This is a genomic window from Mesorhizobium sp. M1A.F.Ca.IN.022.07.1.1, assembly GCF_003997575.1.
Lineage (GTDB): Bacteria > Pseudomonadota > Alphaproteobacteria > Rhizobiales > Rhizobiaceae > Mesorhizobium.
This window is the reverse complement of the sequence record NZ_RZST01000074.1, coordinates 1-19,564: the sequence shown is the minus strand read 5'-3', so window position 1 is coordinate 19,564 and position 19,564 is coordinate 1. Positions and strand designations below refer to the sequence as shown.

Below are 19,564 nucleotides of genomic sequence, written 5' to 3'. Positions count from 1 at the left end.
GCGTTGGGCCATAGGCAGCCGGACCATTTTCAAAGGTCATGGCCGCGGATCGACCGGCGAAGTCGGTGGCCACCCCGCGGTTACGCGCTAGCTCGGCCCTGGTGGCATAGCTCCTGCCAGTTCTCACTTGGCACTGTTTCGACATGCAATAAATTTCAAGATACGAATTTTATCGCAGCGACGTTGACGGGGGATCGCAAATCCCATATGTCTGCTTGCGAGAGATTTCTGCAGATGAAATTTCTTGCAGCGAGCGATAGAACCCTATCGTTCTGGCTAGACAAGCGGAGGAGAGATATGAAGAGGGTTGGATTGGCCAGCGCGCTGAGCGCGGCCACTATGGCAGTTGCGCTCATGGTTACGGGCGGCGCATCCGCACAAAGCAAATTCCAATGCAAGCCGGACGAAACCTATGTCATGAACGTCATGGTGTCTGCGCATCCCTATTGGGTCCCGGTCTACCAGGGTTTCAAGCAGGCGGCGCAGGCAATGGGCTGCAAGACAGTGTTTTCCGGCACGCCGGACTATGACATCACCAAACAGATCGCGTCGTTCGAGCAGAATCTGATCAAGAAGCCGGCCGGCGTGCTGCTCCACCCGATGCAGGCCGATCCGTTCATCGAGCCGATCAACAAGGCGATTGCCGATGGCACGACAGTGGTCACCTTCGCTGCCGACTCGCCGAAGTCGAAGCGCGTCTCGTACATCACGTCGGACAACGTGGCCGAGGCCAAGTTTGCAGCGGAAGAGATCGTGAAGCAGGTTGGCGACAGCGCCGAATATGCTGTGCTTGAGAATCCCGGCCAAAGCAACCACGACTTGCGCGTGACCGCTCTGATCGACTATTTCGCCAAGAAATACCCGAAGATGAAATTGGTCGGCCGGCAGGCTACCAACCAGGACGCCAACGCAGCCAACAAGGCCGTCGCTTCAATGCTGCAGGCGAACCCGAACCTGAAGGCGCTCTGGATTCCGGAGGCCGGCTCGGCCGAAGGCGCCGTTGCTGCCGTCCTGGAGGCGAAGGCGAAAGTGCTAATAATACACGCCGACATCACGCCGGCGACGCTGGAGCAGATCAAGGCCGGCAACATCCACATGGCGCTGAGCCCCAACCAGGTTATGCAGGGCTATCTGGGCTTCGTCGCGACATTCATGGCGGCTCACCCCGATCTGATCGATCCATTCAACGACTACAAGGCGTCAGGCTACAATCCGATGGGTATCCCATTCGCCGACAACGGCTTTGCCGTCATAACCAAGGAGAATGCGGACTCGTTCGACTTGAACAAGTACATGGAAGGTCGCGATCCAGCGTAAGATCACGTCCCCAGGCCCGCGTCACCTCCCAGGACGCGGGCCAACACTTCCTACCTTGTCGTGGACGCAATGGATAACTCCGTCATCCTCAAGATATCGAATCTAAGCAAGTCGTTCGGACCTGTCGCGGCGCTGCGAAGTGTCGATCTGGAGCTCCGCCGTGGTGAAGTCCACGCTATCGCCGGCGAGAACGGTGCCGGAAAATCGACCTTAATGAAGATCATCGACGGTATCCTACGTCCCGACAGCGGCGAGATTTTCATTGACGGCAAGCTGGTTTCGATCTCCTCGCCGACCGAGGCTCAGAAACTCGGCATCGGCTTCGTGCACCAGGAAATCGCGCTGTGCCCGGACATCTCGGTCGCCGAAAACATCTTCATGGGCGTGACAAACACCAGCAAGGCGCTGCTGATGAGGTACGCCGAGCTGAAGGCGCGCGCCTCGACCATTCTTAAGCAATTGGGCGACATCGACTCATCGGCGCTCGTGGGCGTGCTTTCGATCTCTCAACAGCAACTCGTCGAGATCGCCAAGGCACTGACGCTCGATTGCCGCATCCTGATCTTCGATGAGCCGACCGCCGCACTGACCGAACGCGAAGCCAAGATACTGTTCGAGATCATCCACAGACTGGCGGATAAGGGCATCGCCATCATCTACATTTCGCATCGAATGGCCGAGATTTTCGACAATTGCGACCGCGTCACCGTGCTGCGCGACGGCCAACACATCACTACGCGAGACATCAAGGAGACGACGCCAGAGCAGGTGGTGGCAGCGATGGTGGGGCGCATCATCGACAAGCTCTATCCGGAGAAGCAGCGTGATGACGAGAAGTCTCGGGAGATCATCCTTGAGGTGGCTAACCTCTCGGAAAAGACGCGCTTCCGCGACGTTTCCTTTCAACTTGCGAAAGGCGAAATCCTGGGTCTTGGCGGCCTGATTGGCGCGGGGCGGAGCGAAATCGTCAAGGGCATCTGTCGCCTCGAGGGCGATGTGACTGGCGCGGTGGCCTTGCATGGCCAGGCGCTCTCGCTGGTGAATTATGGCGACAGCATCGACGCCGGCATCGTCTATCTTTCGGAGGACCGCAAGGGGGACGGCCTGTTCCTCGACATGTCGATTGCCTCCAACATTTCGGCGCTGGCGGTCGAGCAGGTGGCGTCTCGGCTGGGGCTGATCGACGACGCATTTGAGACGCAGCGCGCGGAAGAGCTCGGACGCAGGCTGACGCTCAAATGCGGTCATGTCGGCCAGCCGGTTTCGGCGCTTTCCGGCGGCAATCAGCAGAAGGTGGCGATCGCCAAGATGCTGTCAGTCGAGCCGAAGGTTATCTTTCTCGACGAGCCGACGCGCGGCGTCGACGTCGGCGCAAAGGCGGAGATCCATCGCATCCTGCGCGACCTCGCGCGCGCCGGGGTCGGTGTCGTGGTGATCTCGTCGGAGCTTCCAGAACTGATAGGCATCTGCGATCGCGTGCTGGTGGTGCGGGAAGGCCGAATAACAGGTGAGGTCACCGGCGAAAAGATGACGGAGGAGAATATCATGTACCTGGCATCCATCGCCGACGAGCGGCCGCACGCGTCATGAGCGCCGAGAAATTTATGGCCACGACTACGAGCCCCCTGGAAGGTGAGACCGGCTCCGCCGCAAACGCGCTCGGCCGATTGCTCAAGATGCGAGAGACTGGCCTCATCCTCATCATCGCGGCCATGTTCGTGGTGATGTCCCTCGCGTCGCCCTATTTCCTGACTTGGGACAACATGCGGGCAATGGCGATGGCCTTCGCTGTCGAAGGCATCGTTGTCGTCGGCATGACAATCCTGCTCATCTCCGGTGGCATCGACCTGTCGGTCGGCTCGGTGACCGCGCTCGCGATGGTGATCGCTGGACTGCTCTTCCTCGAAGGCCTGGATCCCTGGACTGCTTCGCTGCTTGCCATCGCAGCGTGCACGGCAATTGGCGCGGTGATGGGCTTCTTCGTCACCAAGGTCGGCCTTCACCATTTCATCGTCTCGCTGGCGGTGATGGTCGTCGCGCGCGGGCTTTGCCTCTTGGGGACAGGCGGGCGACCGCTGGGCCTCTACACGCTGTCGCCGGAGTTCAAGTTCATCGGGCAGGGGTCCATAGGGCCGATGCCGGTCGTCATCGTTATATTCATCATATTCGTTGTGGCGTTCGACTTCATGCTGCGGCGCACGACTGTCTTCCGCAAGGTGTTCTACACGGGCAGCAACGAGAAGGCGGCAGCCTATTCCGGCATCCGCACCAGCAAGGTGATCTTCCTCACCACGACGCTGTGCGCGACCCTGAGCGGTGTTGCGGGGATCATCTACATGGCGCGCTTCGGCTCGGCCCAGCCGACTTTCGGCGTGGGCATGGAACTGAACGTCATTGCTGCCGCGGTCATCGGCGGCGCCAGCTTGAAGGGTGGCTCAGGCACGGTTCTCGGCTCGATCCTGGGGACAATACTGCTGTCTGTGGTTTCCAGTTCGCTCGCCCTGCTGGACGTCTCCGTATACTGGCAGGACATTATCCGGGGCTCGATCCTCCTGACCGCGGTGACGATCGACCATTACTTGAACAAGCGTCGCGGCTGATCGGGATCGGACTGGGACATGGCTGACGGCAGAGAAGAGTTCGAGACGATCCGGCAAATACACACGGTGCTGGTGCTGCATTTCATGGACGGCATGAAACAGAACGACATCGCGGCGGCGCTCAACCTGTCGCCGTCCAAGGTGAACCGACTGATCGCGCAGGGCCGCAAGCTGGGCATGGTGAAGATCGCCATCGAAAGCCCGTTCCAGTTGCTGGTCGATATTGAGAGGCAACTGGCGGAGTTCGCGGGGCTTGCGAATGCAGTGGTGACGCCGACTGTGATAGGCAGCCCCGACAGCACATTGCAGCAAGTCGGGCGCGCGGCAGCATACCAGTTGCTCGAAACATTGCGCGACGGCGATGTCATCGCCATTACTGGCGGCAAGGCGGTGAGCGCCGTGGTCGAGAACATCCAGGCCGAACGCACTTTCGACATAACAGTGGTTCCGCTGACTGGCGGCGTCCAGGGCAAGCACTACACGGACGTCAACCATCTGGCGACGCGCCTGTCCGAACGGCTTGGCGGCTCCACACTTCTGCTACACGCTCCGCTCTTCGCGGAGAGCCCGAAACAGCGCGACCTGCTTATGGACATGGCTTCGGTTCGGAAGGTTTTCGACGTCGCCCGAAATGCCGCCGTCGCGCTGGTTGGTATCGGCTCGATCCAGAATCCGGGGTCGAGCTACTACGATCTGCATCCGACCTCCAGCCCCGATCGCGAGACGCTGCTCGAGAGCGGCGCGGTGGGCGAATTTCTTGCGCATCTTATCCGTGAAGACGGGACGATCGCCGACTATCCGCCCAACTCGTGCCTCGTGGCGCTGAACCCTGATGATCTCGCGCGTTGTCGGGTGGTGATGGGCGTGGCCTCCGGCGTCGAAAAGGTGCGCCCGATCCGTGCGGCGCTGAACGGCGGATATGTAAAATCGCTCGTCGTTGACGAGGACACGGCCAATGCCGTTTTGAACAATACCGGGAGCATTCGTAATGTCGCATGAAGTTTTGACCCGGCAGATCGGCCGTTCCCGTATCGAGGCATCGGCGGTGGGGCTCGGCACCTGGGCGATCGGCGGGTGGATGTGGGGCGGGACCGACGAGCGCCAATCCATCGACGCGATCCGTGCCTCCATCGACGAGGGCGTATCGTTGATCGATACGGCGCCGGCATATGGTCAGGGCTTGTCGGAGGAGATCGTCGGCAAGGCGATCAAGGGTCGGCGCGACAAGGTTGTGCTCGCCACAAAATGCGGTCTGGTCTGGCACACGACAAGGGGCAATCATTTCTTCGACTACGACGGTTGTCCGGTACATCGTTATCTCGGCGGCGACTCGATTGCGTTTGAAGTCGAGCAGAGCCTGAAGCGGCTCGGCACCGACCACATCGACCACTACATCACCCATTGGCAGGACCCGACCACGCCCGTCGCGGAGACGATGGAGGCGTTGCAACGCCTCAAGACACAGGGCAAGATCCGCTCAATCGGCGCCAGCAACGTTACATTGACCGACGTCGAGGCCTACCTCGCGGCCGGCCAGCTGGACGCGGTCCAGCAGGAATACAGCATGGTCTGCCGCGACCTCGAAACCAAGCTCGCGCCTTACTGTATCGAGAACGAGGTCTCAATTTTGAGCTACTCGTCGCTGGCTCTTGGCCTGCTGTCGGGAAAGGTCGGTCCTGAACGCGTTTTCGAAGGCGACGACCAGCGCAGGAATAATCCACGGTTTTCCCGGGCCAATCGCGAAAAGGTCGCGCGGCTGATGCAGGAAATCCGGTCGATTGCCGCCGCGCACCAGGCAACCGAGGCGCAGATCGTGATCGCCTGGACTTTGCAGCAGCCGGGCATCACCTTCGCATTGTGCGGCGCGCGCAACCCGGAGCAAGCAAGGGAAAACGCCAAGGCCGGGCGAATCCATCTTTCCAGGGAACATATCAGCCGGATCAGCGAGGCAGCGAAACGCAATCTGACTGATCTCGACGCCTGAATATCGAAAGACAACCCGAAAAACGATCGGACCGCCTCCAGCAGTCAACGGCGAAGCTATGCCTGAACAAAGAGACGAAAATCTCGAGAAAATTCACCTCAACGGCGCTTTCGACGTCATCATTCTGGGTGGCGGCATCAACGGCATCGGCGTGTTCCGCGATCTGGCATTGCAGGGCCTGCGCATCCTGCTGGTCGAGCGCAGCGACTTCTGTTCGGGGTGCAGCGCGGCGCCTTCGCGCATGATCCATGGCGGACTTCGCTATCTAGAGAACGGCGAGTTTGAACTCGTGCGGGAATCACTGCGCGAGCGCGATGCCTTGCTGGTGAACGCGCCGCATATGGTGAGGCCGCTGCCGACGACCATCCCCATCCGCTCCGTCTTCTCAGGACTTATGAACGGCGCCGCCAACTTCCTGGGCGTTTCCGAGACGCCCTCAAGCCGCGGCGCGCTCGCAGTCAAGGCCGGTCTCGCCCTATACGACTGGACGACCCGACACCGCCGAATTCTCCCGCGACATGTCTTTCGCAACGCGCAGCAGACATTTGCCCAGTGGCCGGGCCTGGACCCGAAGCTGCGCTACTCGGCCACCTACTACGACGCCTGGATAAGCTACCCGGAGCGGCTCGGCGTCGAGCTTCTCCTCGATACCGCGCGTTTCGCCCCGGAAAGCGTTGCGCTGAACTACGCAGAACTGTCACGCGAAGGCTCAAACTTCGTGGTCACCGACACCGTCACTGAAGGGCGCTTCACCGTATCCGCCAAGGCTGTGGTCAATGCCACCGGTGCGTGGGTCGACGAAGCCGTCGCAAAACTTAGCGGAGACGTAGTTACCGATGACCGTCTCGTCGAAGGGACGAAGGGCTCTCACCTTATCCTCGATTGCGAGCCTCTTTACCGGGGGCTTGGCGGTCATATGATCTTCTTCGAAAACGACGACGGACGGGTCTGCATCGTATTTCCCTATCTCGGCAGGGTTCTTGCCGGTTCGACCGACATTCGGGTGAGACAGGCCGAGCGAGTGCGGTGTGAAGCTGATGAGCTGGAATACATTCTGGGCGCGGTCCGCGCCGTGTTTCCCGGTATCGACGTGAACTGCTCGCATGTCGTCTACACTTACAGCGGCATCCGTCCGCTGCCGAAGAGCGACCATGCCTTCACCGGACGAATTTCGCGCGGACATTTCGTACACCGGCTTGACGGCGAAGTGCCGCAATTCTGTATGATCGGCGGTAAGTGGACGACATTCCGGGCGTTTGCGGAGCAAACGGCCGATGCTGTGCTGGCCGAACTGGGAAAGCCACGCCTGAGATCGACCATCGCCATGCCGATCGGCGGCGGCAAGGGCTTTTCGGATGACGGCGAAAGTTTGATGGACGAGCTGGTTCGGGATTTTGCAATCGCCCGCTCGCGCGCTTCGCACCTGGTCGAAGCCTACGGTACAGGTGCGCGCGAGGTCGCAGCGTTTTGCAGAGGGCGCGACGACGATGTGAAGCTGGATGCAGCCACCGAAATCACGCAAGCGGAGATCGTCTTCCTGTGCAGACATGAGTTCGTGGTCGATCTTGCGGACCTGCTGCAGCGCCGTACCGGCCTCGCCATCCGAGGAAGCCTCTCGACAAACCTGGTTGGACGCGTGGCCGGCATTCTGGCAAAGGAGAGGCGCTGGGATGCAAGGCGCCGGCACTCCGAAATCGATGGTTTCCTCGACGCACTCGACCGGTATCACGGTGTCTCACGGGGGGCGCTCGACCAACGGACACATGACAGGAGTATCGCATGCGCGTGAGCAGCAAGGCCCGCATGAATCGCATGTTCACGAACGGCAGATGCCTCGATGTGGCGCTCGACCACGGCGTTTGCAACGAGCCAAGCTTTCTGGTCGGCCTTGAAGACATGCCGGGCGTCGTCGACGCGTTGATCCGTGCCAAGCCCGACGCCATACAGATGGCCTATGGACAGGCTGACCTGCTGCAATTGCGTCCGGAAAAAGACAAGCCGGCGCTCGTCATGCGTATCGATATGGGCAATCCGTACAATGCTCAACGCCATCGCGTCATGTGGTCGATGCTGCAGAATGCCGACGAACCGGTCATCGGCGCGCTGGAAATGGACGCGGCCTGCGTGGTGGTCAATCTCTTCATGTTGCCGGACGAGCCTGAGCTTTTCCGCCAGTGCGTCGAGAATATCAGCCGCGTGCGCGCCGCCTGCCACCGCTACGGCATGCCATTGATGATCGAACCGCTTGTTATGCTTCCCAACGACGTGCGCGGCGGCTACCAGGTCGATGGCGACGCCGAGAAGATCATCACTCTGGTGCGTCTGGCGTCGGAAATGGGCGCCGACATTATCAAGGCCGACCCGACCGAGAATCCAAACGATTTCCACAAAGTCGTCGAAACAGCGAGGGTTCCAGTGCTCGTGCGTGGTGGCGGCAGGGAGGATCTGAAGATCGTCCTGAGTAAGTCGGCGGCTATGCTGAAGGCCGGCGCGAAGGGGTTGGTCTACGGTCGCAACGTCTACCAGCATGCTAATCCGAAGGCAGTCGTTAGCGCTTTGATGGCGCTGATTCACAATGAGGCCAGCGGCGAAGAAGCCTGGGATATCTACAACCGTGGCTGATCAGGAACGTTACCTGCTCGGCCTCGATGCCGGCAACACAGTTATCAAAGCCGTGCTGTTCGACCTGGCAGGTCGGCAGATCGGCATGCATGCCATCGACGGCCGCTCTCATACGCCGCAACCCGGCCATGTGGAACGCGACCTTGATGAACTGTGGGCGAACGCCTGCGAGGCGATCCGCATTTGTCTCTCAGCAGCCGGGATCGATCCGTCGGCCATCGCGGCCGTAGGCTGCGCCGGCCATGGCAACGGCCTCTATCTGATAGACGACGCCGGCCGACCGCTGCTGGGGATCCAGTCGCTGGATACCCGCGCCGCCAATGTCGCGGCGTCGCTTAATGCGAGGGCGGGCGACGCGCTGCATGCGATCTGCCTGCAGAAGCCCTGGCCGTCGCAAACCCCGACTTTGCTGGCCTGGGTCAAGGCCAACCAGCCGCAGCTTTACTTCAGTGCGCGCACCGTAATGCTGTGCAAGGACTTAATCACCTTCCGACTTACCGGCGAAAGGGTGAGCGATGTTTCCGACATGTCGGGCGCCGGCTTCGTTCGGATGCCGGATGCCGAGTATGATGGTGAACTGCTGGCGCTCTACGGCCTGGAAGACGCCAGGGCAAAGCTGCCGCGTCTACTCGATCCGGCCGACATTGCCGGCGTAGTGACGACCGAAGCGGCGGCGCAGACCGGCTTGGCGGCGGGCACGCCGGTGATCGCAGGCTACTTTGACGTGGTATCGAGCGCCACGGGCGCCGGCGCAATCGGAGCAGGGGAGGCGTCGATCGTCGCCGGGACGTGGTCGATCAATCAGGTGTTCTCAACAGCACCTGTCGTCGATCGGAACGTCTTCATGGTTGCACGGTTTGGTCCGGGTCGCTTCGTCAACATCGAGGCCAGCGCAACTTCGGCGGCCAATCTCGAGTGGTACGTTAGGGAACTCGTCGAGCGCGGGCATCATCACGACGACCCGTTCGGACACTGCAACGAGCAGATCGGCAAGGTGACGCCGGCGACGGACGATCCGATTTTCCATCCGTTCCTCTATGGCTCGCGCCTGGGTTCCGATTTTCGCGCGGGCTTCTACGGGCTGACCGGGTGGCACCAGGAAGGGCATTTGCTGCGCGCGCTTTTCGAGGGGGTTATGTTCGAACACCGGCGGCACATCGAGGTGCTGACGAAAGCCGGCGTTACCTTTGACCGGGCCGTGCTCTCCGGCGGCGGATCGCGCAGCCCGCACTGGCCGCAGATGTTCGCGGATGGTCTCGGCGTGCCGATCACCGTGCCGGAAGCGCGCGAGACTGGCGCTCTGGGCGCTGCGATAGGAGCCGGCGTTGCGGCCGGCCTGTTTGCCGACTACGAGGCCGGCATCGCCGCCATGACGCGGCCGCGCACAGTGTACCGGCCGGACCCTCGGTTAAGGCTTCACTATGATCGGCGCTATCGTCTGTCCGGCGAGATTGCCAACGTCATGCGCCCGTTATGGAACGATCTGGTCTCTGGACAACGCCCGGCATGAGCCAACGCCTGGATATAGGATCCTTCGACTACGTCATAGTCGGCGCAGGCTCGTCCGGCTGCGTGCTCGCCAACCGGCTGAGCGCCGATCCGGCGAAACGCGTGCTGCTTCTGGAAGCTGGCGGATCGGACAACTATCCCTGGATCCACATCCCGGTCGGCTACCTCTATTGCATGGGCAATCCGCGGACCGACTGGGGCTATCGCACCACCGAAGAGCCTGGTCTGAATGGCCGCTCGCTTGCCTATCCACGCGGCAAGGTGATGGGCGGCTGCTCGTCGATCAACGGCATGATCTACATGCGGGGCCAGGCGGCCGACTACGACCACTGGCGCCAGCTCGGCAATCGCGGATGGGGCTGGGGCGATGTATTGCCGCTGTTCAAGAGGTCCGAGGACCATCAACGGCTGAACGGGGCCTTTCATGGCCAGGGCGGAGAGCTTCGCGTCGAGCGCCAGCGGCTCTCCTGGCCGATCCTCGACGCGGTCCGCGAGGCGGCCGAGGAACTCGGCGTGCCCAAAGTCGACGACTTCAACGCTGGTGACAATTTCGGCTCGTCCTATTTTGAGGTGAACCAGAAAGCCGGCTTCCGCTTCAACGCAGTGCGCGCCTTCATCCGTCCGATCCGCAACCGCAGGAACCTGACCATCCTGGCCCAGGCGCACGCTGAACGAATTGTGCTCTCTGGCCGCAAGGCGACAGGCCTGGAATTTCGACACAACGGGACGCCATCATCGGTCGAGGTTTCCGGTGAACTGATCCTGTCGGCCGGCGCCATCGGCACGCCGCAGATACTGCAGCTGTCCGGCATCGGGCCGGGTTCGCTGCTGCAAGGGCATGGCATCCAAGTGCAGCACGACCTGCCGGGCGTTGGCGAGAACCTGCAGGACCATTTGCAGATTCGCACGGCCTTCAAGATCGCCGACGCTCAGACACTGAACGAGCGGCAGGCAAGCCTGTGGGGCAAGGTGCGGATCGCGTTGGAATACGCATTTTGGCGATCAGGTCCGATGTCGATGGCGCCAAGCCAGCTCGGCATCTTCATGAAATCCGATCCGCGCTTCGAGACAGCCAATATCGAGTTCCATGTCCAGCCGCTTTCGCTGGAGGCATTCGGCCAGCCGCTGCACAGCTTCCCGGCGATCACGGTCTCGGTGTGCAACCTCAGGCCCGAATCGCGTGGGACGGTGCGGATCGTCTCGCCGCGCTCGGAGGACCATCCGGCGATCGCGCCGAACTACCTCTCGACGGATGGGGACCGCGAAGTCGCCGCTGCCTCGATCACGGCGGCGCGCCGGCTCATGGCCACGAAGCGGATGGCGCGATATCGACCGGAGGAGTTCAAGCCGGGCGTCCACATCCAGGCGCCTGAGGAACTCGCGCGCGCCGCCGGCGACATCGCCACGACGATCTTCCATCCCGTCGGCACCGCCAGGATGGGTGCGGACGATGCCGCCGTCGTAGATCCCGAATTGAAGGTGCGCGGCTTCGAAAGCCTGCGTATTGCCGACTGTTCCATCATGCCCACCATTGTGTCAGGCAATACGCACGCCCCTGCGCTAATGATCGCGGAAAAGGCGGCTGAGTTGCTTTTGAGGGTTCGCTAGTATCGCAGACGCCCTGTTGGGCAATTCCTATGGTGCGATTGTCCTGTGAGCGCAACGAGCGTTAGTCGACCCAGCGCTCCCGTCTGCATAAGACCGGAGCCAAGCTATGTCTCCCCTCGAAACCCATCGTGCCCTTCTGAATCATTCCTCCGCCATTACGGAGCGGGCAAGGGCCTTGCGTCTTGAATTCAGACAGAGCGTTGAGGATGCTCGCTCTCAATCGCAGGAACGCATAGCGCGTTCCCGTCATCTTCTGGCGACGACCAAGGTGCGCTCGTGGTGGCCCAAAAAAGTTCAAACTGAGACACGGATCATGCGGCTTGGTCTCGCGCGAGGGCACCTCAGGCTCGGCAGATGGCACCTTTGCCCTGCAGCGGGAGGGGATAGACAAACTACAACGCTTCGAACTGCCAGCCGCCAGGGCGGATTTAATATTTGGAAGCGACTTTAGGCATATCTAAACGGCCGTCGCTGCCAATAAGCGTAAGCGCCGGACTTTCTAGGTTGCCAGGTCTGTGGATGGTGGCAGATGCCGTGCTGAAGGGGCGGCGCTTATGTCGTTGTCGCGTAGCAGTCGCGTCTACGGGCCTGCTGATCTGGACATGCTCCAGCGGGTGTTTAACCGGTTGTACGATGAGCGACGCCTGGCCAAGAAGGATCGCGAACAGCGGGAACTCTGGCTAGGGAAGTTTTCCAAGCTTTTGGTGAGGCCACCACCGACGAAGCTGACCTACTGCGAGGGCTTTCGGCTCTCAAATGACGCAGCGAGGCGCGAAGGTATCAGCATAGGGACCAAAGTGTCGGTCTCTACGACTTCTGTCTGAATAGAACATCTCAACGGGCATGCGATCCTGCTTTCAGACGGCACCGGTCGACCTCGCATTCTATCCGTGCCGTCTGAAAGGCATGGAGCCCGCTCGTCCCCCTCTAACGAGGGGGCTCTTGCATGCGACGGATTTCGAGGAAGGACCTGAAGGTAGCGGCCAGATTTTCCTCAGCATGAGCGCGCGGGCTTTGAAATTTCTGAACCGATGGATGGCAGAACATCTGCCAAACGTGAGCACCGAAGACCCAGGGGCCATTGCCGATCTCGTCGTCGAACTCCTGGCTACTGCCGGGCGTCAGGGCATCGCGCCGCAAGAGATATACGAGGAGGTCGATAGCGTGTTTCACCTTCTGAAAGAAGCGATGCAGCGCCGTGGGGGCGGCTTGGCCGATTGACACGGCGAAGATGCCTGCGCAGGGACGTCCATCATTTTTAAATGACGGCGCGCTTCTGCCCTCGCCAGAAGACGAGCCAACCAAGTTTGGTGGCTTGTCGCCCACAGGCGGGCGCCTAGTTCAGGAGCGGAAAGCGTGAAAACCATGGCCGACAAAAAAATACTCAACGGCGGAAGCGGCTTTGAGATCGCCATGATGGCTGTCATCGTTGCGGCTGCGATGGGCCTCATCATAGTCGCAGCTACGGGAATGCAGTGAACGCCAGTTGCGCTCGCCCCCGACGCTCTTGACAACCGGCGATAGCACAGGCCAGTTTCGCCGCGTTTGAAGACCATAGGGGGAATTTTGTGAAGAAGACATACGAGAAGCCCACTCTCCGCAAGCGTGAACGTCTGGCTACGGTAGCGGCTGCCCCAATTTCGGGACCACCCGTCGAGCCGGCTTGAGTTCGCTGGTTTCGCATCAAAGCCCGTCGGCCCCGGTCGGCGGGCTTTTTGTTCCGCTGCAGTTCGGTTCCTGGTCGCAGCTCCCGGGAGACGGTCGAGCGCGCCCTGTCGGGTCGGTCCTGACGCAAAGAGCCCGCTCGCGGAGGAGGTGCGGCGGGCTCTTCTGCGGACTCGCTAAGTCAGTCTTGCGGCCAAGCCTGCCAGAACCTTAAAGGCGCCCGAGGCACGAGACTTGTAGGCATATTTGTAAACCGTGCGGTTTCCTTCATCGGTCACCCGCACCCAAAAGCGTTCATCTGTCCGTGCCGTGACGTCCTTGCCGGTGGCCTTTTTGGCGGCCTCCCAAGGAGTGTCTGCGCTGGCTACGCGATAGGATATCGGCATGTCGCCGACCATCTCTTCCACCCTGTAAAGCCTAACCGTCATCAGGCTCACTCCAACAAAGGAGCGTCCCAACTTGCACTCGATCAGCTTGTTCCCTCTCGGGCGCTCACCTTCTTTCGTTGGAAGGAGGAGCAATCGCGCCTGGAACGATGTCGGTGTTCTGAGCCACCTTTATCCGCCAGCCCGACGGTTCTTCCTTCACAACCAGAAGCAGAATGCCTTGCCGTGTTCCGGCGGGTGCGCCGTCCGGAGCTGATGCACCGGTTAGGATCCATGTGAAGTGCACCGAGGCAAGGCCGGGTGCTAATTCGACAACTGATGAGACAGCCCCCTCGAGCCGGCTGTTGCGAAACATGGTTTCATGAGTTGCGCGATGCGCCCTCGCGATTTCGGCGCCTATGCTGCTCCGCGGCGCCACGTGCTCCTGAGCGCCCTCGCGTTCACTCGTTGGACGGTAGCAACGCCGACCACCGATATGCCCAAGTCACCGGCTTCGCTTGACGGCGGGCCGGATGACTTGGCCGGTCATACGCCCAGCTCGCCCTGCCGGCCTCTGTGCAGGATGAGTTCCCCTTCGGTGCCGCGCAAACGGAGGCTGGCAGGGCCTTCATCGTGGTTCCCTGGCATCGCATGTCAAAGCCCGCGCGATTCCGCCGGATCAAGACACTCCCGAAACAGATGCCAGCAGATGTACCAAAGACCGGGCAGCATCTGTGTCGGGTATGCCCAGAATCGCGGACGCTGCTCATATGGTTCACCCTCGCCAGGCTCGTTCGTGAAACACCCAGTCCTTGGTTTTTCAGATGCTCCGCAAAAGCCGCAGCCTGGCTATGAAAAGGCGGGGTTTCATCCGCCCCGACCGAGATCTGGACTGTCACCGACGGATCGAAACGATGGTCGATCGGCGAAAACCGCTCAACCTCTTCATCGGTGATGGCTATTTCAGGAGCGAGGAACGACTCTTGCAACGGCCTTAAATCGTAGATGCCACCGAGCAGGAGCGCTCCTTTGAGACCCGATGGTCGGCTGTCGTCGTCGAAAAGCATCGTCGCGAGGTGCGCGCCGGCGGAATGGCCGCTGACGGTCAACTTGCCGGGGTCGCCGCCGTGGCTTTCGATGTGTTCATCCACCCACCGCTTGGCGCGGCGTATCTGGTCGACGATCGTGGCCATCCTCACCGCCGGCATCAGCGCATAGCCCATAATGACCGCGATCGCTCCTGCTTTGGTTACACATCCCGCGACGTAAGAATAGTCTGTCTTGGAGAACATGCGCCAGTAGCCGCCATGGATGAAGATATGCACCGGCAGTCGATCGCGTCTGCCTTCAGGGAAAAAGAGGTCCAGAGTTTCAGCGTGGCCGGCTCCATAAGCGACATCAGCGATCATGGGGATTTTCGCCCTGGTCTCCGCACTTCTGCGGCGGATCTCGGCGACGATGTCGTCGAACTCGGGGACGTGATCGAGCGTGCGGAATGGGTCTTTCGCCATCTCTCTCATCAGATCATCACGGCGAGTATTTCGCCTCCATGAACTCGGCTTGTAATGCTTCTGGCCGCCCTCGCGCCCAAGCCCGCTCTGCTTGACGCTTGCGGAGGGTCGGCAGGGTCGGACATCAGATCGCGATTGAGCGCGATCATAACGGGCTCGATCTTCGATGCCATGCGGGTGCCTTGCAAGACGCGTGCGTAGATATAGGCGGCAAGGCCATACTCGGCGCTGGAGATCGCGGTTGCGGAAAACGCGGCCAGAAAGGCACTGATGCTAACGCACCTTCGCTCGGGTGACCCGCCAGATGACATTACCAACATCGTCGGCGACGAGCAGCGCGCCGGCCCGATCGACAGCAACGCCGACCGGACGGCCCATCGCCTTGCCATCATGTCCGAGGAAGCCGGTGAGCACGTCCTTCGGCGGCCCGCTCGGTCTACCACCGCGGAACGGCACGAAGATCACCTTATAACCGCTGTGCACGCTTCTATTCCATGAGCCGTGCTGGCCAACGAAAGCGCCGTTGCCGTAGGCCGTGCCGAGCGACGCGCGTCTGGAGAAGGCAAGACCCAGAGAGGCGGTGTGGGAGCCGACCGCATAGTCGGGCTTGACTGCCTCCGCCACAAGATCAGGGCGCTGCGGCTTGACGCGTTCGTCGACGTTCTGCCCATAATAGCTGTAGGGCCAGCCATAGAAGGCGCCGTTGCGAACTGAAGTGATGTAATCAGGCACGAGATCGTCCCCAATCTCGTCACGCTCGTTTACGGCGACCCAAAGCTCGCCGGTTTCAGGATTCCAGGAGAGCCCGTTTGGGTTGCGCAGCCCGGACGCGAAAACCCGGGTGTTGCGGCTGGACCGATCCACCTCAAGGACGGCGGCGCGGTTTTTCTCCGCAGCGATGCCATTTTCTCCAGCGTTGCTGTTGGAGCCAACCGTGACATAAAGTTTGCGTCCGTCCGGACTTGCGATCACGTCCTTGGTCCAATGATGGTTGATGTCTCCGGCCGGCAAGTCGACGATCTTTTCCGGCGGCGCGGTTATTCGGGTCTGGCCGTTGGAGTAGGGGAAAGCGACGAGCGCGTCGGTGTTGGCAACATAGAGCTTGCCTTTGGAAAGCGTCATGCCGAAGGGCGAATTGAGGCCTTCCACGAAAATTCTGCGCACATCCGCAACGCCGTCGCCATTGGTGTCGCGCAGGAGCGTGATGCGGTTAGCGCTGATGGTCGCAGCGCCGGCCCGCTTCATGGCCTGGTTCATGACGAGCTTTCTGAGGCTGAAGCCAGCGTCATGCTTGGCAGGGGCATTGGTTTCGGCCACAAGCACGTCGCCGTTCGGGAGCACGTGCAGCCAGCGCGGATGGTCGAGGCCGGCGGCGAACGCCGTCACCCTCAGCCCCTTCGCCGGGGTTGGCATACCACCTTTCTGCCAGCCTGTTGCCTCCGCGATGTTGACGGTTGGGATCAGTGTGGGTGTCGGTTTCGGCAGGGTAGGGTTAGGGCCATAGCCGCTTACTGCCACCATTTTCTGAGCTGGGACGCTAGCGCAGCTGACTATGAGGACTCCCAATCCAGCTAGGATCAAGTTTTGCGGGAAGCCGGCATGCATCGAACGTCCCTCCGTTCGGATTCGCCTCGTGCTCTTGGTTAAACGCAAGTCAGCGGCTTGGTATTCCGATTAAGTCAAAACAGCAGCTCGTGATCCGTTGCCGATCCGCTTGAGAGCCAGGAGTTCGCGACGCTCTGCTCTCTGCCATAGATATGCCGCGAGGAGATTCCGGCAACGCCGGCGGCCCAAACTCGAGCGAACCAAGATAAGCCTGGTTGGATGACGCCTCGCCTGGTTGGCCTGTCGCAAGCCATACGTCGCCGGCATGATCTATCTCGCCCAGATCAGCCCGGCGCCTTCGTTGGGAAGGTGGCAAGCGTGGGCACACCGCAAGAGCCAAAAAAAGCAGAGAAGCCCAAGCGAGCGTTCAGCGGCTTCATGTTGTATCGATAAAACATCTCGTCTCGTTACGGGCCTTTGGTCCGTGTCGACTCTCCGACTCCTCAGCGCGATACTTGGGGCTCGTGCTTCCAGGAGGGTGCCATGCGAGAATTGCCGCCCAACGTCGATGCGGATGTCGTGATTGAAGTGGGCCGATACCTGGATGATCATGCGAAGACCACAGCAGTTTCCATATCAGACGCGATACGTGTCGTCAGACGTCGCGCACCCGCTACTCGGGCCAGCGAGCTATGGCTGGAAGAACTGATTGTAGAAAGCGCCGGCACCAGACAGTTGGCCGTCTTGCTTGACAATCGCTAGCACCGCGAAATCTCGCCCCAGCACCACCTATGCAATTGGCGATCCTGTGCTCGCCGCGAAGCTAGGCGCTGCCCTGCCGGTGACCAACGGTAGGCGAGGCCTAGATCCGAAAGTTGGTCACGCCCGGGCCGCTATGCCTTCCGCGCCAAGCGGGCCTAGAACTCGATAGCCCGATGCCGCCTTGCTCTTTGCCGGTTTGACGGCTCCCGACGGCCTCTCTGCAATCGATGCAGGGCCGTCGAGCTTTGGGTTGGCGCTCCGTTACTGAGGCGCCGTGAGGCTAACGGTCACGGCCGAAGCGGCCCGGTTGGGGATCGCAGAGCGTCTCAAAGACCACCTCTTGAAACGCAATTTGGCCCTCCCTAACTCATTTTTGCCGGATGCCGATATCGGGTCCTGGCACGGGAACAACGGTCCTATCAGGGATCGAGTTCGGTTCATGTCGCTCGCATGGAGGATATGTTCCGGCGTTTGCTCGAACTTCCCTCCTCGCGGTTGCGAGCTGGCTCCTGGCCGTCTCGTTCTCTGCCTGATCGCCGCCCGATTGCCTTCGATCCAGTTCGCTTCCGGTGCACGCGTGCTTCGCGCGTTGCGGCGTCTGGTCGTCAATCGAAGGAGGATACCCATGCTGTTATCGGATTTGGGCCGCGTCGGATTCGATCCGTTTCTGGAAGTGCGGCGCATGCAACAGGAAGTGAATCAGCGTCTGGCCGGCCTGACGGCCAGTGCCGCCCAGGAGTTTCCCCCGGTCAATCTTTGGGTCGGCAACGATAGCGTAGCGCTGACCGCCGAACTGCCTGGGATCGCGCCCGACGAGGTCGAACTTACGGTGCGCGACAATACACTAACATTGAAGGGCGAATGCGAATCTCGGGCGGAGGACGAGAAATCCGTCTGGCATCGTCGCGAGCGCCCCTTGGGAAGCTTCTCCCGGACGGTGCAACTGCCGTTCCGCGTCGATCCGGAACAGGTCGAGGCGCGTTTCGGCAACGGGGTGCTCGAGGTCGAACTGCATCGACCGGAGGCGGATCGGCCGAAGAAGATCCAGATCAAGGGATGAGAGGAGGGAACCATGGCTCAGGAACTAAAGACCACCGATCGCCAGGTCATCAGCCAGCCTGACGGCGGCGAACGGACCCGCTCGCGGTCCGTATTCGTGCCGCGCGCCGATATCTATGAGACGCAGGACAATGTCGTCCTTCTGGTCGACATGCCCGGCGTCGCCCCGGATGGAGTGGATATCACGCTTGAGAAACGGACACTGGCGATCCGCGGCTACGCGGCCGATCAACAGCATGAAAATTATCGTCAGGTCTATGCCGAATACAGCGCCGGCGATTATGAGCGCGTCTTCATGCTATCCGAGGACATCGACCGCGACGGCATCGAGGCGTCCCAGAAGAACGGCGTCCTGCGTCTGGTGCTGCCCAAGGCCGCGCCGGCCAAGGCCCGCAAAATCCAACTCAAGATGGCTTAGCCCTTGAGGCTAGAGAAGGTTGACGATGCGAATCAGAGACTAGAGGGATGGCGGTAATCGTTATCTCAGAATGATGAAGAGTACCCGCTAATGGTGTGGGCATTCGCGAAAAAGCGCAGTTAGCAGGTGCAAACGTCGAACCGCGGCTGCGCCCTCTCGCTATTCGACAACCTCTCGCTATTCGACAAAGTCGAGCGCGCAAGCGGGCGTGCGTTCAGAGCTGACGGCTGTCCGCCATCCTTCTTAGCCTCACGCGCTCAGTCGCTCGACCAGCTGCCGCTGGTCGTCATCGGTAGAGCCGCGCGGCGGGGCAGCCGTGTCGAGCCGGCGCAGCGCATCCATGATGTCGTCGAAGGAGACCGGCAGTTCGGTACCCGGCGGCTGCCGCAGCGCCGGCATGGATTCGACGGCGCAAGCGTCGGATGCCCACGACGAAAGGATCGCCCGCTTTTCCCATATGTCTAGTGAGCCGTCCTCCAGCACATCCTGCGGGTGCTGAAAATGGCTGGCCGGCGACAGCAGCCGGTCGAGCGAAAGGTCTGATATGTCGGGAGCAAGGGAAGGAATGATCGGCGAAAGCATCTGTCGGTCCATTTCTG

General features: G+C 60.9%; 18 protein-coding genes and 1 pseudogene. 14 read left to right on the top strand and 5 right to left on the bottom strand.

What is annotated here, in order from left to right; genetic code table 11:
* Positions 1-297 precede the first annotated feature (297 nt).
* The 11 genes from EOA75_RS11360 (at position 298) to EOA75_RS35590 (ending at position 13,119) form a co-directional block, all read left to right on the top strand.
* A complete protein-coding gene (locus EOA75_RS11360; protein WP_127215090.1) occupies positions 298-1,317 on the top strand; it encodes a substrate-binding domain-containing protein in 1,020 nt (339 codons plus the stop codon).
* Between the two features lie 69 nt (positions 1,318-1,386).
* Entirely contained in the window at positions 1,387-2,907 is a 1,521-nt protein-coding gene (locus EOA75_RS11355; RefSeq protein WP_127241784.1) for a sugar ABC transporter ATP-binding protein, read from the top strand.
* Positions 2,908-2,921: 14 nt separating this feature from the next.
* Positions 2,922-3,917: an ABC transporter permease gene (locus EOA75_RS11350; RefSeq protein ID WP_127215088.1), complete on the top strand. Its 996-nt coding sequence runs from the start codon at positions 2,922-2,924 to the stop codon at positions 3,915-3,917.
* An 18-nt stretch (positions 3,918-3,935) separates the two neighbouring features.
* Positions 3,936-4,916 (top strand): sugar-binding transcriptional regulator, encoded by a 981-nt coding sequence (locus EOA75_RS11345; protein WP_127215087.1) that lies wholly within the window; start codon positions 3,936-3,938, stop codon positions 4,914-4,916.
* Positions 4,906-5,901, top strand: coding sequence for an aldo/keto reductase (locus EOA75_RS11340; RefSeq protein WP_127324269.1), 996 nt, complete (start codon positions 4,906-4,908; stop codon positions 5,899-5,901). The genes EOA75_RS11345 and EOA75_RS11340 overlap by 11 nt, the downstream gene beginning before the upstream one ends.
* 58 nt (positions 5,902-5,959) lie before the next feature.
* The gene (locus EOA75_RS11335) at positions 5,960-7,690 is read left to right on the top strand and encodes a glycerol-3-phosphate dehydrogenase/oxidase (RefSeq protein WP_127324268.1); all 1,731 of its coding nucleotides are present in this window, start codon (positions 5,960-5,962) and stop codon (positions 7,688-7,690) included.
* Positions 7,681-8,523 carry a class I fructose-bisphosphate aldolase gene (locus EOA75_RS11330; RefSeq protein ID WP_127215084.1) on the top strand — a complete coding sequence of 281 codons (843 nt, stop codon included), beginning with the start codon at positions 7,681-7,683 and terminating at the stop codon, positions 8,521-8,523. The genes EOA75_RS11335 and EOA75_RS11330 overlap by 10 nt, the downstream gene beginning before the upstream one ends.
* Positions 8,516-10,033 (top strand): FGGY-family carbohydrate kinase, encoded by a 1,518-nt coding sequence (locus EOA75_RS11325; RefSeq protein ID WP_127240983.1) that lies wholly within the window; start codon positions 8,516-8,518, stop codon positions 10,031-10,033. Before EOA75_RS11330 ends, EOA75_RS11325 begins: the two co-directional genes overlap by 8 nt.
* The gene (locus tag EOA75_RS11320) at positions 10,030-11,640 is read left to right on the top strand and encodes a GMC family oxidoreductase N-terminal domain-containing protein (protein ID WP_127240984.1); all 1,611 of its coding nucleotides are present in this window, start codon (positions 10,030-10,032) and stop codon (positions 11,638-11,640) included. The genes EOA75_RS11325 and EOA75_RS11320 overlap by 4 nt, the downstream gene beginning before the upstream one ends.
* 942 nt (positions 11,641-12,582) lie before the next feature.
* The gene (locus EOA75_RS11315; protein ID WP_245456985.1) at positions 12,583-12,861 is read left to right on the top strand and encodes a hypothetical protein; all 279 of its coding nucleotides are present in this window, start codon (positions 12,583-12,585) and stop codon (positions 12,859-12,861) included.
* 135 nt (positions 12,862-12,996) lie between these two features.
* Positions 12,997-13,119, top strand: a complete 123-nt coding sequence (locus EOA75_RS35590) for a hypothetical protein (RefSeq protein ID WP_259979830.1) — start codon at positions 12,997-12,999, stop codon at positions 13,117-13,119.
* A 362-nt stretch (positions 13,120-13,481) separates the two neighbouring features.
* Here EOA75_RS35590 and EOA75_RS11310 read toward each other — a convergent pair whose 3' ends face one another.
* The 4 genes and pseudogenes from EOA75_RS11310 to EOA75_RS11290 form a co-directional block, all read right to left on the bottom strand.
* Positions 13,482-13,733, bottom strand: a complete 252-nt coding sequence (locus EOA75_RS11310; protein WP_127215392.1) for a hypothetical protein — start codon at positions 13,731-13,733, stop codon at positions 13,482-13,484.
* A 398-nt stretch (positions 13,734-14,131) separates the two neighbouring features.
* Positions 14,132-15,190 (bottom strand): alpha/beta hydrolase, encoded by a 1,059-nt coding sequence (locus EOA75_RS11300; RefSeq protein WP_245466612.1) that lies wholly within the window; start codon positions 15,188-15,190, stop codon positions 14,132-14,134.
* Positions 15,191-15,197: 7 nt separating this feature from the next.
* Positions 15,198-15,405, bottom strand: a pseudogene (locus EOA75_RS34980) (aldehyde dehydrogenase family protein); the annotation flags it as partial.
* A 49-nt stretch (positions 15,406-15,454) separates the two neighbouring features.
* On the bottom strand, positions 15,455-16,786 hold the full coding sequence (locus EOA75_RS11290; protein ID WP_127324267.1) for a sorbosone dehydrogenase family protein: 1,332 nt from the start codon (positions 16,784-16,786) through the stop codon (positions 15,455-15,457).
* Between the two features lie 483 nt (positions 16,787-17,269).
* On the opposite strand from EOA75_RS11290, the gene EOA75_RS11285 reads away from it, so the two are divergent.
* The 3 genes from EOA75_RS11285 (at position 17,270) to EOA75_RS11275 (ending at position 18,965) form a co-directional block, all read left to right on the top strand.
* Positions 17,270-17,488, top strand: a complete 219-nt coding sequence (locus EOA75_RS11285) for a hypothetical protein (protein WP_127215396.1) — start codon at positions 17,270-17,272, stop codon at positions 17,486-17,488.
* 625 nt (positions 17,489-18,113) lie between these two features.
* On the top strand, positions 18,114-18,548 hold the full coding sequence (locus EOA75_RS11280; protein ID WP_164747352.1) for an Hsp20/alpha crystallin family protein: 435 nt from the start codon (positions 18,114-18,116) through the stop codon (positions 18,546-18,548).
* Positions 18,549-18,560: 12 nt separating this feature from the next.
* Entirely contained in the window at positions 18,561-18,965 is a 405-nt protein-coding gene (locus EOA75_RS11275; protein ID WP_127215398.1) for an Hsp20/alpha crystallin family protein, read from the top strand.
* A 249-nt stretch (positions 18,966-19,214) separates the two neighbouring features.
* Here EOA75_RS11275 and EOA75_RS11270 read toward each other — a convergent pair whose 3' ends face one another.
* Positions 19,215-19,559 (bottom strand): hypothetical protein, encoded by a 345-nt coding sequence (locus EOA75_RS11270; protein ID WP_245466614.1) that lies wholly within the window; start codon positions 19,557-19,559, stop codon positions 19,215-19,217.
* Between the last annotated feature and the right edge of the window lie 5 nt (positions 19,560-19,564).

Bases quoted from the DNA above. Each gene is read 5' to 3' on its own strand.
- EOA75_RS11360 (WP_127215090.1), top strand. From the start codon at position 298: ATGAAGAGGGTTGGATTGGCCAGCGCGCTGAGCGCGGCCACTATGGCA.
- EOA75_RS11355 (WP_127241784.1), top strand. From the start codon at position 1,387: ATGGATAACTCCGTCATCCTCAAGATATCGAATCTAAGCAAGTCGTTC.
- EOA75_RS11350 (WP_127215088.1), top strand. From the start codon at position 2,922: ATGGCCACGACTACGAGCCCCCTGGAAGGTGAGACCGGCTCCGCCGCA.
- EOA75_RS11345 (WP_127215087.1), top strand. From the start codon at position 3,936: ATGGCTGACGGCAGAGAAGAGTTCGAGACGATCCGGCAAATACACACG.
- EOA75_RS11340 (WP_127324269.1), top strand. From the start codon at position 4,906: ATGTCGCATGAAGTTTTGACCCGGCAGATCGGCCGTTCCCGTATCGAG.
- EOA75_RS11335 (WP_127324268.1), top strand. From the start codon at position 5,960: ATGCCTGAACAAAGAGACGAAAATCTCGAGAAAATTCACCTCAACGGC.
- EOA75_RS11330 (WP_127215084.1), top strand. From the start codon at position 7,681: ATGCGCGTGAGCAGCAAGGCCCGCATGAATCGCATGTTCACGAACGGC.
- EOA75_RS11320 (WP_127240984.1), top strand. From the start codon at position 10,030: ATGAGCCAACGCCTGGATATAGGATCCTTCGACTACGTCATAGTCGGC.
- EOA75_RS11310 (WP_127215392.1), bottom strand. From the start codon at position 13,733: ATGACGGTTAGGCTTTACAGGGTGGAAGAGATGGTCGGCGACATGCCG.
- EOA75_RS11300 (WP_245466612.1), bottom strand. From the start codon at position 15,190: ATGAGAGAGATGGCGAAAGACCCATTCCGCACGCTCGATCACGTCCCC.
- EOA75_RS11290 (WP_127324267.1), bottom strand. From the start codon at position 16,786: ATGCATGCCGGCTTCCCGCAAAACTTGATCCTAGCTGGATTGGGAGTC.
- EOA75_RS11285 (WP_127215396.1), top strand. From the start codon at position 17,270: ATGCGAGAATTGCCGCCCAACGTCGATGCGGATGTCGTGATTGAAGTG.
- EOA75_RS11280 (WP_164747352.1), top strand. From the start codon at position 18,114: ATGCTGTTATCGGATTTGGGCCGCGTCGGATTCGATCCGTTTCTGGAA.
- EOA75_RS11275 (WP_127215398.1), top strand. From the start codon at position 18,561: ATGGCTCAGGAACTAAAGACCACCGATCGCCAGGTCATCAGCCAGCCT.
- EOA75_RS11270 (WP_245466614.1), bottom strand. From the start codon at position 19,559: ATGGACCGACAGATGCTTTCGCCGATCATTCCTTCCCTTGCTCCCGAC.